The organism is Aliiroseovarius conchicola, from assembly GCF_041403445.1.
In the GTDB taxonomy this organism is placed as follows: domain Bacteria; phylum Pseudomonadota; class Alphaproteobacteria; order Rhodobacterales; family Rhodobacteraceae; genus Aliiroseovarius; species Aliiroseovarius conchicola.
In genome coordinates this window covers 259,716-273,719 of the sequence record NZ_JBGEHL010000003.1, presented here as the reverse complement: position 1 = coordinate 273,719, position 14,004 = coordinate 259,716, and the positions used below count along the sequence as shown (strand labels likewise).

At 56.7% G+C, this 14,004-nt stretch carries 13 protein-coding genes and 1 tRNA gene; 5 read left to right on the top strand and 9 right to left on the bottom strand.

What is annotated here, in order from left to right; all coding sequences use genetic code 11:
• Window positions 1-7 precede the first annotated feature (7 nt).
• The 9 genes from V6N04_RS07005 to leuC all read right to left on the bottom strand — a co-directional run bounded on the left by V6N04_RS07005 (window position 8) and on the right by leuC (window position 8,542).
• Entirely contained in the window at window positions 8-946 is a 939-nt protein-coding gene (locus tag V6N04_RS07005) for a hypothetical protein (RefSeq protein WP_371169426.1), read from the bottom strand.
• 277 nt (window positions 947-1,223) lie between these two features.
• A tRNA-Pro gene (locus V6N04_RS07000) sits at window positions 1,224-1,300 on the bottom strand.
• 58 nt (window positions 1,301-1,358) lie between these two features.
• Window positions 1,359-1,943 (bottom strand): GNAT family N-acetyltransferase, encoded by a 585-nt coding sequence (locus V6N04_RS06995; protein WP_371169425.1) that lies wholly within the window; start codon window positions 1,941-1,943, stop codon window positions 1,359-1,361.
• Window positions 1,944-2,021: 78 nt separating this feature from the next.
• Window positions 2,022-3,125 carry a 3-isopropylmalate dehydrogenase gene (gene leuB, locus V6N04_RS06990; protein WP_371169424.1) on the bottom strand — a complete coding sequence of 368 codons (1,104 nt, stop codon included), beginning with the start codon at window positions 3,123-3,125 and terminating at the stop codon, window positions 2,022-2,024.
• 74 nt (window positions 3,126-3,199) lie between these two features.
• The gene (locus V6N04_RS06985) at window positions 3,200-4,300 is read right to left on the bottom strand and encodes an endonuclease/exonuclease/phosphatase family protein (protein WP_371169423.1); all 1,101 of its coding nucleotides are present in this window, start codon (window positions 4,298-4,300) and stop codon (window positions 3,200-3,202) included.
• Between the two features lie 14 nt (window positions 4,301-4,314).
• A complete protein-coding gene (locus V6N04_RS06980) occupies window positions 4,315-5,157 on the bottom strand; it encodes a hypothetical protein (RefSeq protein WP_371169422.1) in 843 nt (280 codons plus the stop codon).
• A gap of 258 nt (window positions 5,158-5,415) precedes the next feature.
• Window positions 5,416-6,021: a 3-isopropylmalate dehydratase small subunit gene (leuD, locus tag V6N04_RS06975; protein ID WP_371169421.1), complete on the bottom strand. Its 606-nt coding sequence runs from the start codon at window positions 6,019-6,021 to the stop codon at window positions 5,416-5,418.
• 161 nt (window positions 6,022-6,182) lie between these two features.
• The gene (locus tag V6N04_RS06970; protein WP_371169420.1) at window positions 6,183-6,881 is read right to left on the bottom strand and encodes a VPLPA-CTERM sorting domain-containing protein; all 699 of its coding nucleotides are present in this window, start codon (window positions 6,879-6,881) and stop codon (window positions 6,183-6,185) included.
• 251 nt (window positions 6,882-7,132) lie between these two features.
• Entirely contained in the window at window positions 7,133-8,542 is a 1,410-nt protein-coding gene (gene leuC, locus V6N04_RS06965; protein ID WP_371169419.1) for a 3-isopropylmalate dehydratase large subunit, read from the bottom strand.
• 250 nt (window positions 8,543-8,792) lie between these two features.
• Here leuC and V6N04_RS06960 point away from each other — a divergent pair, with 250 nt between their 5' ends.
• From V6N04_RS06960 to V6N04_RS06940, 5 genes are all read left to right on the top strand, one after another.
• A complete protein-coding gene (locus V6N04_RS06960; RefSeq protein WP_371169418.1) occupies window positions 8,793-10,196 on the top strand; it encodes a mechanosensitive ion channel family protein in 1,404 nt (467 codons plus the stop codon).
• 175 nt (window positions 10,197-10,371) lie between these two features.
• Window positions 10,372-10,737 (top strand): ribosome silencing factor, encoded by a 366-nt coding sequence (rsfS, locus tag V6N04_RS06955; protein WP_371169417.1) that lies wholly within the window; start codon window positions 10,372-10,374, stop codon window positions 10,735-10,737.
• Window positions 10,738-10,757: 20 nt separating this feature from the next.
• The gene (rlmH, locus tag V6N04_RS06950) at window positions 10,758-11,228 is read left to right on the top strand and encodes a 23S rRNA (pseudouridine(1915)-N(3))-methyltransferase RlmH (RefSeq protein WP_371169416.1); all 471 of its coding nucleotides are present in this window, start codon (window positions 10,758-10,760) and stop codon (window positions 11,226-11,228) included.
• A gap of 97 nt (window positions 11,229-11,325) precedes the next feature.
• The gene (gene gpmI / locus V6N04_RS06945; RefSeq protein WP_371169415.1) at window positions 11,326-12,846 is read left to right on the top strand and encodes a 2,3-bisphosphoglycerate-independent phosphoglycerate mutase; all 1,521 of its coding nucleotides are present in this window, start codon (window positions 11,326-11,328) and stop codon (window positions 12,844-12,846) included.
• A complete protein-coding gene (locus tag V6N04_RS06940; RefSeq protein WP_371169414.1) occupies window positions 12,843-14,003 on the top strand; it encodes a murein hydrolase activator EnvC family protein in 1,161 nt (386 codons plus the stop codon). The genes gpmI and V6N04_RS06940 overlap by 4 nt, the downstream gene beginning before the upstream one ends.
• Window position 14,004: the final 1 nt, after the last annotated feature.

The following is a 14,004-nucleotide window of genomic DNA, read 5'->3' as shown; positions in this document are numbered from 1 at the left end:
CGGAGCACTAGTTCAAGTTGAAGACCTGACCCACGGATAGACCTTTCTCGGTTCCGCCCGTCCGTATCCAAACCTTGTCACCCCGTATCCGAGAAACCTTGAACGCGTTCAGGTCAGAACCTCTGATGGCTTTGACGATGCGCCCATCGTTTAGCTCCAAGAGCGCCCAGGCGTTTGACTTGGACTGAAAAACGCCCAGCACAGCCACTTGGTCACTGTCTCCGTATCCCAGCCGCGCCGGTGTGTGCAGACTGCGTTTGGTCGGGGCAATAGCCGCGGGGGTGCTGCTGCCCGGGGGGGTGGGGCTTTGGGCAACGCGTTCCGGGCGTTCGGTAATAACGGCAACTGGTGGCGATCGCCTGACCACATCCGACAGTGCGGCGGTCTGTATGATCGGTGCGGGGAGCATTGCGGGTTTGACCGATGGCAGCATTGGGTCAGTCGCCGTGCCCACAGCGACTTCTGTGGTGTATTGTGGCGGTGTCAGCGACCGCGTCACCGCCAGAACTGCGTGATGATCGATCTGCTGGGGCCAATCCAGCGCGGCGGTGATCGTCAGATCGTTCTGAGGTGCGAAGGATTGGACGGTCCAGAACCCGCTCAGCCTGGCGGCAAGCGGTCTTCTTGTGATTTTCTGAGATGCTGGGATTGTTATGGGCTGTCCGATATCCGTGCCCGACCCAAAGGGTTTGGCAATTTCTGCAACTAAGAATGGCGCAGGGGCGTCGTGAACTTCAACCGTTTCTATCATAGGCTCGGCCGCCGTGAGTGGCGGCGTTTGACCGGTCGCTGACGGTTCTGGCAGTGCATAAACGTCCATCGACGGCGGATGATCGGGCCAGATCAACCCAGCGGCGTAGATAGATAGAGTAATGCAAACCGCAATCACCGCCGTCAGCGTTGAGGTGATGGTCCAAGCCAGTCGATGTGACCGCTCTACTTGCATTTATCCTACCTGTGCATTCAAGAACTCAGAGCCACAAAAGGAACGCGCCAGTAGGTGACTTGTCAACAAAGAGGATTAAGTACTGTAATCAAACAATCTTTTTGTTAATCATTGTTGCCTACTTGCCTACAAAGGTGGCCCCGACACAGTCCCGATGTTCCCTGTGTATCATTAATCCGACAAACGCGATTCAACGCAAAAGGAAAGCTGGTGGCTGACGGCGAAGACTTGGGAAGTTGTGTGATATCTAATACACATCTGAAAGAAGGAGAAGAATTGGTCGGGCTGAGAGGATTCGAACCTCCGACCCCCTGCTCCCGAAGCAGGTGCGCTACCAGGCTGCGCTACAGCCCGACCGTGCCCGGCGAAATAACGCTTCCGGTGGTCAAGGGCAAGGTTCGATTTAGGACGTTTACAGCGTCAGAACCATCTTCGTGGCACTGGCAAACCCAAGGAGCGAGGCCATGGGGCCGGTTTGTTCTTCGCCAATGGCTGTAAAGCCCAGGCGCTCATAAAGCGCCCGTGCCCGTGGGTTGGTGTCGATCACATCCAACGTAATTTTTGTGAACCCTTTGGCGCGCGCATAGTCGAACAGTTCGTTGAATAAGGTTGTTCCAACCCCCTGACCGCGCGCGTCATCCGCAACACATATCCCATCCATTTGAAGCGTGTCTTCAGGGGCCTTTCGTTCCAATAAAGCAAGTGGGACAAGCCGCCATATTGCTCCGATGCGGTAGTGACGGAAAAGAGCAGACACGCCAGCGTTCGAAAATCCGTCTCCTGACGCTTGGTGGGCGGCGATGCCCAACAATTTGCCCTCAGAATCAGTGGCGGCGATGACGGCGGAATGGTTGACCGTCGCGGTGAAAAACTTACGGCCTCGATCCGCGGGACCAAGCAGTTTGCCAAGCTTTCCCCCGAACGCCTCCCAATACAGCGCGGCGGCGTCCGCTTCTAGCCCGTCAGGTAAGCTGTGGTGCAGAATGATTTTGGTCATCTAGGAAATATGGGGTGTCGCTCGCGAAAGAAAAGCCGGCCCAAACAGTTTCGGACCGGCCTTGCAGGTTTCATGCGTTTAAAGGTTCGCGTTCAATGCAGCGATAACTGCATCCCCCATGGCGGCGGTGGATGCCGGCTGCACACCTTCGTCATTCAAAAGGTCCGCTGTGCGAACACCATCCGCCAAAACCTTCTCGATCGCGGCTTCGACCATGTCGGCCTCCGCCCCCATGTCAAAGCTGTAGCGTAGCGCCATGGCAAAGCTCAGGATACAGGCGCTGGGGTTGGCTTTGCCTTGACCCGTGATGTCAGGGGCTGATCCGTGGACCGGCTCGTACATCGCTTTCGGGCGACCGTTGGCCATTGGAGCACCCAGCGAGGCCGATGGCAGCATACCCAGCGATCCGGTCAGCATAGCCGCGCAATCGGACAGGATGTCACCAAACAGGTTGTCGGTATAGATCACGTCAAACTGCTTAGGCGCGCGGACCAACTGCATGGCCCCGTTGTCGGCGTACATATGGCTCAGCTCGACCTCGGGGTAGTCTTTGCCCACACGCTCGACCACTTCGCGCCACAGGATACCGGATTCCATGACGTTGGCTTTCTCCATCGAGCAGAGCTTTTTGCCTCGTTTCATTGCCAACTCGAACGCCGACCGCGCACCGCGCTCGATTTCGCTTTCCGTATAGCGCTGCGTGTTGATGCCAACGCGTTCGTTGCCTTCTTCGAAGATGCCGCGTGGCTCGCCGAAATAGACGCCCGACGTCAGTTCGCGCACGATCATGATATCGAGACCCGCGACGATGTTCTTCTTGAGGGATGAGAAATCCGCCAAAGCGTCAAAACACTGCGCCGGACGCAGGTTGGAGTACAGGTCCATTTCTTTGCGCAGACGCAGAAGGCCACGCTCTGGTTTGACCGAGAAATCCAGATCATCGTATTTCGGGCCACCCACAGCACCAAGCAAAACGGCGTCAACTTCCTGCGCCTTCTCCATGGTTTCGTCCGTCAACGGGACACCGTGCTTGTCATAGGCTGCGCCCCCGACCAGATCCTCGCTCACGTCAAATGTGACGCCGCGATGTTCACCGATCCAATCGATGATCTTGCGCACTTCGGCCATTACTTCGGGGCCAATGCCATCGCCGGGCAGAATAAGGAGGGAGGGGTTCGTCATGGGACTGTCCTTGCTGTCTTATGCGTTGCCGCTGGGCGTAGCCTGTCCGCGCATAGGCGTCAAGAAACGAAGGGCTAAAAGCGCAGATCGACCCAAACCAACCGGTGACGCGACGCGGTTTGAACAGTGTCGAACATCGGGTCGTCCGGTCCGGGCCAGACGACGCCGGAACCCATAACGGTCAATCGGGCGTCTGGCAGCACATAGCTGACACGTAGATCACCGGGAACAGGATCTGGCCAGTCTACGGTGTCGTGCATTGGATCCCCAGTATGGGATGGCGCGTTAACGAAGGTTGTTGCCTGTCGATTTGGTGCCGGATCTCGAATGCGTGGGTCGCTTAGCAGGCTTTGGATAGCGCTGCGCCGCCCATCCCCATCGGCGGGATCAAGATTGGCGATGCCAGCGATGATCACTGGCGCTTTGGGCGGCGCGAAGGGCAGATCACCGCCAAGATAGCGTTGCCAGAATACAATCTCATCGTGGTTGCGGCGCCCATTGCGATCTTCGTCCCCGTCGAAAACCGGAGTGCTTGCATGAAAGGTCAAAAGGTGGAGCGGCGGCATCTCGGGCAACAAGATTGGCACATCCCAATGGGCGACACTGCTGAGCCTCTGGATTTCAAATGCTGCTGCCGATGGGAAAGGGGCCTGGCCCAGTTTGGGTGGGATGGCATCGGGTAAATTTTTCCAAAGGAAGGTCGAAAAGTCTCGAACTTCACCCAAAGGGTAGCGCGACAGGACTGCCATGCCACCTTGCCCGGAAAACCTGCCGTAACCCTGACCATCGCGGGCTTCACCGATTTTGCCGTTGCCGTCCATATCCAACCCGGTCAGTAAGCCGGTGTTTGGGGCTGACGCATAGATATAAGGTAGGGGATGGCCGCGGTTCGCCAGTGCATCTTTAAACGCAATCAGAGCATGGCTCTCAACGTCGTGATCAAATCCCTGTAGAGCCAGGACATCCGGCTTGGCTGCGGCAATAACGTCTAGCACTGCGATGATCTGTTCGTCTTTGCCGCGTTCGATATCGCGCAGCAGCAGACCAGGGCCCTTGCGCGACAGTTCGACATTGTAAGTCGCAATCCGTAGATCAAGCGCAATGGCGGCCGTTGAAAAAACTATCGCGACAAGTGCAATTGCACATGCCGCGATCAGGTGATTTGCAGGTTTCAAATCGAAGCCCGTTCTCAGGCGTGGGCCAATCCTTTGCTGACGGCCTCTCGCTTGTTGCGTTTGCGTTCGCTGCTGATCATGGTCGCCACGCGCAGCATTGCAATACCGCGCATGAATAGGCTAGCGGGCAGGAAGGCCCATGCGGCAACCGTCCAGATCATCGTCTGATGGTTTTCAATCGAGACCGATCCGAAAAGGGATACGGCGGCCGAGATAATAAGCGGTGTTGCAAAAGGCAGCAGGAAACCGAGGGCGATGTTAAATCTAGCATCGCGGACCAAACGGCGCACAACATCGCCGCCCGTGGTCGGATCGAATGTTGGCAAATTAACCCAAACGTTGAACGCACCGGTGGATTTGGCTGGCCAGTCTGTAAAGCGAAGCGCCATCAGGAATACGGCCATCGACAGAAGCGAGATAAGATAGCTCATCCCGGCAGAGGCGCGAAGCAGTGCGATGTCGTTGAAAGAGGCGTTGTCCGGCAGCATCGAGACCACAAAACGGACCGGGCTATAGGGGAAATCAATCGCTTGCCCGATCAGCATGCCAACGGCTGTCATGAATTGCGTCGCGGTCGAGTAGTCAGTCTGACCACGCACGATGACCGACAGGCAAAAGACAGTCGCGAAGAGGGCGGCAAACCGGATCCGATTAAACGGAGGAGCATCGCGAAACTCCACAAGGCCGGGATATGTTGATGCGTATTCGAAAATGGTTAGGGCGGCTGCGAACAAGGCGACAATGGTGACGATCTGACCGGATTCCTGACTGACACCCGGCACCAAAACGGACGGGGTCGCAATCAAAATCACCATCAGGAACGCTCGCGCTATTGCGCCGATCATTCGACTAACCACTACCTTATTCCTTCCACCAGGACGGGCACAGTTCTTTGCCGTACCCTTTTCCCTTGTCAGCTTCTCCACCTTTTAGCGGGTCAAATCCGATACCGTAACATACTGCGCGGTATCCTAACCTCACTTCAAGTTGCAGCTAAAATGCAGGGGTAAATGTGTTGGATTTAAGGGGAAACTGGTGCGACTTTGCACCAAATTAAGGTAAAAATGGGGCCGCACAGATGTGGAGCCCCATTAAAGCAAAGCGTTTTCAGGTGGTTATACCCAGGGGCGTTGGGTAGAAGCCTCTGCCTCAAATGCCTTAATCGCCCCCTGTTTTTCCATGGTTAACCCTATGTCATCCAGTCCATTCAGCAGGCAATGCTTCTTGAAAGCATCAACTTCGAAGGGAATCACCTCTCCGTCCGAAGTCGTGATCTCTTGCGATTCGAGGTCAACGGTCATCCGGGCGTTGGCACCTTTCTCAGAATCGGCCATCAGAAGGTCGACTTGTTCCTGCGGCAGAACGATGGGTAGGATGCCATTCTTGAAGCAGTTGTTAAAAAAGATGTCGGCAAAGCTGGTCGAGATCACGCATTTGATCCCAAAATCAGCAATCGCCCATGGTGCATGCTCGCGCGAAGAGCCACAGCCGAAATTGTCGCCTGCGACGAGGATCTCGGTCTCGCGGTATTGAGGTTTGTTCAACACAAAATCCGCAATTTCGTTGCCCTGACGGTCATAACGCATCTCGTCGAACAGGTTCACGCCCAAGCCAGAGCGCTTGATGGTCTTCAGAAAGACCTTGGGGATGATCATATCGGTGTCGATATTCACCAGAGGCATCGGCGCCGCAATGCCGTGAAGTTTCTGAAATCTTTCCATTGCTCGGACCTTTCTGCATCCGGCATCCCCGCGATTAGGTAACCGGTCAATTCTTCAGTTGCTTTTCGCAGGTTTGATAGATGAATCCAAGTCATTCACGCATGAAAAAACCCGGTGCCTGTGTCAGGCACCGGGTTCGTTTGTAGTAGTTCGATTTTGATTTATGCCTTGCGGCGTCGCCGTGCGATTGCACCCATTCCGAACAGGCTGGTGACCAAAAGCAGGCCAGCGGCAGGAACCGGAACCGGAGAAACAGTTACCAGGTTCTGACCAGTGTAGCGGCCACGATCCGCGTCACCGTCCACCTGCAGGAATGCGAGGTTCCAGTGGCGTTCGCCGTCATAGTTGGTCGCAGACGACAGGAAACGATTTGCCAAAGTGGTGCTGCCCCAGCTGCTGGCTTGGAACAGACCTGACGAAACGCTCATCGAGGCATCGTCATCTTCATATGCGGCTTCCCACAGAGCCATCTGGAACGCGGCAGCATGATCGGCGATGCCCGGGTTCAGATACTTGTAGTTGGCGTCAAAGACAGCCTGCACACGATCACGTGCAACATCCGTCAATCCAGCGCTGTTGGCAAACGGGTCATCGGTCGGCGTGTAGTTTTGGCTCTCACCGCGGTTCATCAAGAAATGCGCAATGTCCAAGCACCAGGCAACGAAGCTGCCCATGTCACCGGTTGTGTCTGTGACATTGAACCCTGTGGCGCCAACCACACCAGGTGTGCCATCAACTGGTGAAGCGCCAACCGAGACGGATTGAACCGACGATGTGTAGCTGTCCAGGCGCAGTACTGCTGCGTCAGCGGCAGTCGCAAAGCCGCCAGCAACAAGAGCTGCTGCTAATAATTTTTTCATAGTTACCCCTCTTTCAATTGTAACCGTTTAAAAAGACACCGTGACCCCTTCACGGAGTATAAAATAGTCGTGTCCCTTGCCTATCAAACATCGAATCGCAGCACAAAGGATTTTGTCAGAATTGGGGCGTAATCCATTCAAAGTAGTGGAGGAATCTTAAAATCACCCGTGAAAGGTGCGAACCCGTTTCCGGGCCGCGCACAATAGATTGAAAAGGGTGATATTGGTGCGGCGGGACAAAGCCCGCCGAATCAAGCAAGCTCGCGAATATCGGTGAGTTTCCCAGTCAGAGCCGCCGCTGCCGCCATGGCGGGAGACACCAGATGCGTGCGTCCTTTATAGCCCTGGCGACCCTCAAAGTTCCGATTGGAAGTCGAGGCGCATCGCTCCTCTTCCGCCAGTTGGTCGGGGTTCATGGCAAGGCACATCGAGCACCCAGCAAGGCGCCATTCGAAACCCGCGTCCTTAAAGATATCGGCCAGACCCTCTTCCTCGGCCTGAGCGCGCACCAGACCTGATCCAGGAACGATCATTGCACGCAGGCCGTCTTTGATCTTTTTACCTTTGACCACATCTGCCACAGCCCGCAGGTCTTCGATCCGACCATTGGTGCAAGAGCCAATAAAGACAGTGTCGATCTCGATATCCGTCAGTTTCTGGCCTGGCGTCAGCCCCATGTACTCAATGGCGCGTTTGGCGGCCTCGACCTTTCCACCCTCAAAATCCTCGGGGCTGGGCACGGTGGCCGAGATTGGCAACACATCCTCGGGCGAGGTGCCCCAGGTTACGACGGGCTCGATGTCTTCGCCGCGTAGGGTGATGACTTTGTCGAAATGCGCGCCTTCGTCGGTGTATAGCGTCTTCCAATATTCCAACGCCTGCTCCCACTGGCCACCTTTCGGCGCGTGCGCACGGCCTTTGCAGTATTCGAACGTGGTCTCATCGGGCGCAATCAAACCAGCGCGAGCGCCGCCTTCGATGGCCATGTTGCAAACCGTCATGCGACCTTCCATCGACAGATCACGGATCGCTTCGCCGCAATATTCGATGACATAGCCGGTACCGCCAGCTGTGCCGGTTTCACCAATAACGGCCAATGTAATGTCTTTGGCGGTCACTCCGGGCTGCAGCTTGCCGGTGATCTCGACCTTCATGTTCTTCGATTTCTTCTGGATCAGCGTTTGCGTCGCCAGAACGTGCTCGACCTCGGATGTGCCAATCCCATGGGCCAACGCACCAAATGCGCCATGAGTGGCCGTATGGCTGTCACCACAAACCACGGTCATGCCGGGCAGTGTCCAGCCTTGCTCGGGACCAACAATGTGAACGATGCCCTGACGGACGTCGGACACGGGATAATAGTGAATGCCGAATTCCTTAGCATTCTTGTCGAGTGCCTCGACTTGGATGCGGCTTTCGGGTGTCATCTGTGAAGGATCGTCGCGACCCGCCGTGGTTGGGACGTTGTGGTCCGGCACTGCAATGGTCTTGTCGGGCGCGTGCACCTTGCGACCTGCCATACGCAGGCCTTCAAAAGCCTGCGGGCTGGTGACTTCGTGTACCAGGTGGCGGTCGATATAAAGAAGGCTGGTGCCGTCATCGGCCTCGTGGGCTACGTGGGCGTCCCAGATTTTGTCATAGAGTGTCTTCGGGGCGGTCATGTTCGCTCTCCGTGGATGGTCGTGGATGTAATTCAGCTTGCGACAGGTAGAAGGGGCACCACCCTATAGGTGGGCCTGCACGGTCCGCGTCGCTCCGAAAAACCGCCAGGGCAGGCGCGCGCGATCATCCATGTCAAAAACCATGTTCATGCCTCCAGATACCCGTTTGCCGCCCAAGGGGCAAGGGTTCAACAGCGGCTTGTGATCCGAACCTCTGGACGCGCCGCGACCTGCGTGCAAAAGTCTGCATATGGAGCCTGAGAACACGCCACAGGACAATGTGGCCGCCACCGCAAATAAAGACACGATAGCCGATAACTTGCCGGACATCGCCAGCGATACAATTGTTGGCTTGCGCGACCCGTTAATCCCTTTGTGGGAAGAGGGCTGGTCATTCATCATGAGCCTGGGGCAGACTTGGCGGCTTTATCAGGTGGCCATAATCGTGGCGCTTGCAGTCATTGGCTGGTTGGCCGCCAAATTGATGGATCCCAAGATCGACAATTGGCTAAGGACCCGTGAAGGTTGGTCAAAGCGGCGGTTGCGATATGCGATCCAAGCGCGTCGGCGTGTCCCAATGCTTATATTTGTGATCTTGGCGTGGTTCACCGTAGCGGTGATGCGCGAAGTCACTTGGCCATCCCGATCATATCTGATCGCCGCGATCTGCACTCTTGCGACAGCTTGGGTCTTTGTTGGGTTCGCCTCAGCCATCGTCGAGAATCGTTTCCTGCGACGAATGACAAAGTGGGGGCTATTGATCTATGTGACGCTCTACTACCTTGGGATAACCGATGAAATAGGCGAGGTGTTGGACAAGCTTGCCATTTCGGCCGGTGATTTCCGCATCTCTTTGTTGGATATCTTGAGCGCCGTGGTGGTCACAGCGGCCCTGTTCGCGCTGGCTCGGATGTTTAGTCGAGGGTCTGCCGAAAAGATACGTAGTAATGATGACATTTCGCCCTCGATGCAGGTGTTGGCAGTAAAGTTCCTGCAACTACTTCTGTATGGCGCTGCGTTTTTTATCGGTTTGAAAGTCATCGGAGTCGATTTAACCGGCCTCGCCTTCCTGTCGGGCGCAATTGGTCTCGGCCTTGGTTTCGGCCTGCAGAAAGTGGTCTCGAACCTCGTGTCGGGCGTCATCATTCTGCTCGACAAGTCGATCAAGCCGGGCGACGTGATTTCACTGGGCGAGACGTTTGGCTGGATCCAGCAACTGGGTGCCCGTTATGTCTCGGTTGTGACGCGCGATGGACGTGAATACCTGATCCCGAACGAAGACCTGATTACAGGCCAGGTGGTGAACTGGTCGCACACCAATTCATTCGTTCGGCTCGATATTTTCTTTGGGACCGCCTATCACGACGATCCGCATAAAGTGCGCAAGATCGCGATTGAGGCTGCGTCGAACGTCAGCCGTGTCCTTAGTTTTCGTCCACCCGTTTGTCACATCGTTGGGTTCGGTGACAGCTCGGTCGATTACATCCTACGGTTCTGGATTGACGACCCGACCGGCGGGCTGACCAACATTCGGGGCAATGTTTATCTGTCCCTGTGGGATGCGTTTCAAGAAAACGGCATCTCGATCCCATTCCCGCAGCGTGAAGTTAAGATGCTGGATCGTCCGGAACACGCCCATTTCGGCGATGCGTGACCCATTTACATACCCGATGCAGGACAGGGCTTGACGGCGATTGAGATCACCCCCATCTGATGCTACGATTCACATGTGCCCAGCGCCGGGGCGGATCGGCGCGATTTGATAGGAGGACAATGTCCTGTCTCCGCAAACAGAGGTCGCGAATGATGCGTCCGCAGGGAAACCCGCAATGACGGCAGCCCCTAAAAAGAACGTCAGCGATGATATGCTGACGCGCGTTCTCAGCTCACTAGAAGATGACAAGGCCGAAGATGTGGTGGTCATTGATTTGCGCGGCAAATCAGAGATTGCCGATCATATGGTCGTGTGCTCTGGTCGCTCGACCCGTCAGGTCGCCGCGATCTCTGAAAAGCTGACTGAAAAGCTTAAGCAGGAAATGGGCGTCTTCTCAAAGGTAGAAGGCAAAGATCAGGGCGATTGGGTTCTGATCGACGCAGGTGACGTCATCGTCCATGTGTTCCGCCCGGAAGTGCGCGAGTTCTATCAGCTTGAGAAAATGTGGTTGGAGCCCGGCGCATCCGGCGCATCTAGCTGATTTTCTGAGGTTGCAACGCGATGAAGGTTCATATCTGCGCAGTCGGACGCCTGCGCGGCGGACCTGAACGCGAGTTGATCGATGACTACGTGACCCGGTTTGACAGAACCGGGCGCGCGCTGGGCCTCGGCCCCGTTTCCATCCATGAAGTTGAAGACAAGAAGGGTGGCGGCATGTCTGCCGAAGCCCCTCTGTTGGAACGTGCCATTCCCAAAGGTGCATTGATCTGCACGCTGGACGAACGCGGCAAAGTGATGTCTTCGCCCGATTTCGCGGGCCTGCTCGGTCGCTGGCGCGACGACGGTCGCAGCGACATTGCCTTTGTGATCGGAGGCGCGGACGGCATTGACCCCGCCTTGCGCGCAAAAGCTGATACCAGCCTGTCCTTCGGCAGAATGGTCTGGCCCCACATGCTGGTCCGCGTGATGCTGTCCGAGCAACTCTATCGCGCCGCTTCCATTTTGGCGGGTAGCCCTTACCATCGGATGTAATGTCAGCGTTCCAATTTTCCGGACCACGTTCAGGCACGTTGCACCCGCCCCGGCAAACCCATAGATATAGCCTGAGCAGCAAAAGGACCCCCCGCCCATGACCACGCCCAAGCCCGTTGTTCTGTGTATTCTTGACGGTTGGGGTTTGCGCGACATGCGTGAAGCAAACGCGCCGGCGTTGGCCAACACGCCCAATTTTGACGCGCTGATGGCCACCTGTCCGAACAACACTTTGATCACGCATGGGCCGGATGTGGGTCTGCCCACAGGGCAGATGGGCAATTCCGAGGTAGGGCACACCAATATCGGTGCGGGTCGCGTGGTTGCGATGGATTTGGGGCAGATTGATTTGGCGATCGAGGATGGCTCGTTTTCGCAGAACAGCGCGCTGCATGAGTTTGCCAACAAGGTGAAGGCTGCGGGCGGTACGGCTCATCTTGCAGGGCTTGTTAGCCCTGGTGGCGTGCATAGCCATCAGGATCATATGGTGGCCGCGGCGCAGGTGTTGACGGGTGTCGGTCTTCAGGTCGCAATTCACGCCATCACCGATGGACGCGATGTGGCCCCCAGCTCGGCCCGCGAACAGGTTGCGGAGTTTGAGGCTGCCTTGCCTAAAGGAGCGCAGGTCGCGACAGTGGTCGGTCGCTATTTTGCGATGGATCGCGACAATCGCTGGGAACGCGTTAGCAGTGCCTATGACGTTATGGTCAAAGGGCAGGGGGCAGCGGCTCTGTCGGCCGATGCTGCGATTGAGGACGCCTATGCCGCAGGGCAAACGGACGAGTTCATCCTTCCTGCTACGATCGGTGACTATTCGGGTATGAAAGACGGCGACGGCCTTTTCTTCATAAACTTCCGCGCTGACCGCGCGCGCGAAATCTTGCGCGCCATTGGTGAACCCGAGTTTGCCGAGTTCGACACTGGCCCGCGCCCCAAGCTTTCAACCATGCTGGGCATGGTGGAGTATTCCGATGGCCACAACGCCTATATGTCCACGTGTTTCCCCAAACGCGATATCAAGAACACGTTGGCAGAATGGGTGGCCAAGCATGGCAAAACCCAGTTCCACACGGCCGAGACCGAGAAATACCCTCATGTCACGTTCTTCCTGAATGGCGGCAAAGAGGCACCGGTCGAGGGCGAGGTCCGCTATATGGCAGCATCCCCCAAGGTAGCGACCTATGACCTTCAGCCTGAAATGTCGGCGCCTGAAGTGACCGAGCATTTTGTCGAGGCAATTCATGATCGCTACGATCTGATCGTCACCAACTATGCCAACCCAGACATGGTTGGACACACCGGCGATTTAGACGCCGCGATTGCGGCCTGCGAGGCTGTCGACAAGGGATTGGGCCGGGTGATTGCTGCGTTAAAAGAGGTCGGGGGTGCGATGATTGTCACCGCTGATCACGGCAATTGCGAAACCATGGTTGACCCCGACACCGGTGGTCCGCATACAGCGCACACAACCAATCTTGTTCCAGTGGCCCTGTTCGGCGGGCCGGAAGGCGCCAAACTCGCTTCGGGGCGGCTGGCGGATTTGGCGCCAACTTTGCTGGAGTTGATGGGGTTGGAGAAACCCGTAGAAATGACAGGCGAAAGCCTGATCCGCCGGTGAGGTCTGCCCAAGTCTCCCAGCCCCTTATTGCGGGGATATTTGGCCTGGCACTTGGCCTAGGCGCACCCGCATTCGCCCAATCCGATCCGACCGAGGCCGCGCGCGCCGCCATGGTGGCGCTGGACAAAGCCACGTTGGCGTTGGCCGAGGCGCAGAAATCCAGCGATCGGATCGCAGCGCTGACCCAGACCGTGCAGGCGTACGAGGATGGGTTGTCTTCGTTGCGGGATGGTTTGCGGCAAGCAAACCTGCGTGAGGCAACCATCCAAGGTGCATTGTCAGCAGAGCAAGGGCGCTTGTCTCGCCTGTTGGGTGTTCTTCAAACCATCGAACGCGCCCCCGAACCATCCTTGCTTGTGCACCCGTCTGGCCCGGTTGGAACCGCGCGGTCCGGGATGATTTTGTCGGACGTGGCGCCCGCTTTGCAAGGGCAGGCCGAAACGCTCCGCAGCCAGTTGGAAGAGCTGCAGACTTTGCGCGCCCTTCAAGAAAGCGCGGTTGAGACGTTGAAGAACGGTCTGGAAGGCGCTCAGGATGCGCGTTTCGAACTCAGCCTTGCTATAGCGCGCCGCACCGAGTTGCCGCGCCGTTTCGTGACGGATGATGCGCGTATGCAGACGCTTGTTGAAAGTTCTGATACGCTCGAAAGCTTTGCGTCTGGTCTTATGTCAGAACCAGTCCCGGCAAGCGGCGTCACAGCCCCCCAAAGCTTTGCCAGCATACAAGGGCGGCTTGATATGCCGGTGTTGGGCGAGATGATCCGCCGCTTCGACGAAGCAGATGCCGCTGGGGTGCGCCGCCCCGGATTTGTGGTGGCAACGCGGCCCTTGGCAATTGTCACCACACCCTGGCCTGCGACGATCCGTTATCTTGGCCCCCTGCTGGATTATGGCAATGTCGCTATCGTCGAGCCAGAAGATGGCTATCTGATGGTACTGGCCGGGATGGGCCAGCTTTACGGTGAAATCGGCGAGGTTCTGCCCAAAGATGCCCCTATTGGGCTGATGGGTGGCTCCGAAATCAGCGATGATCAAGCGTTTTTGATCGCTGCGGAGGAAGGAACTGGCGCAGAACGCTCGGAAACGCTCTATATAGAGCTAAGAATGAATGGAACGCCCGTTGATCCCGCTAAGTGGTTCGCGGCAGGCAAGGATTGAA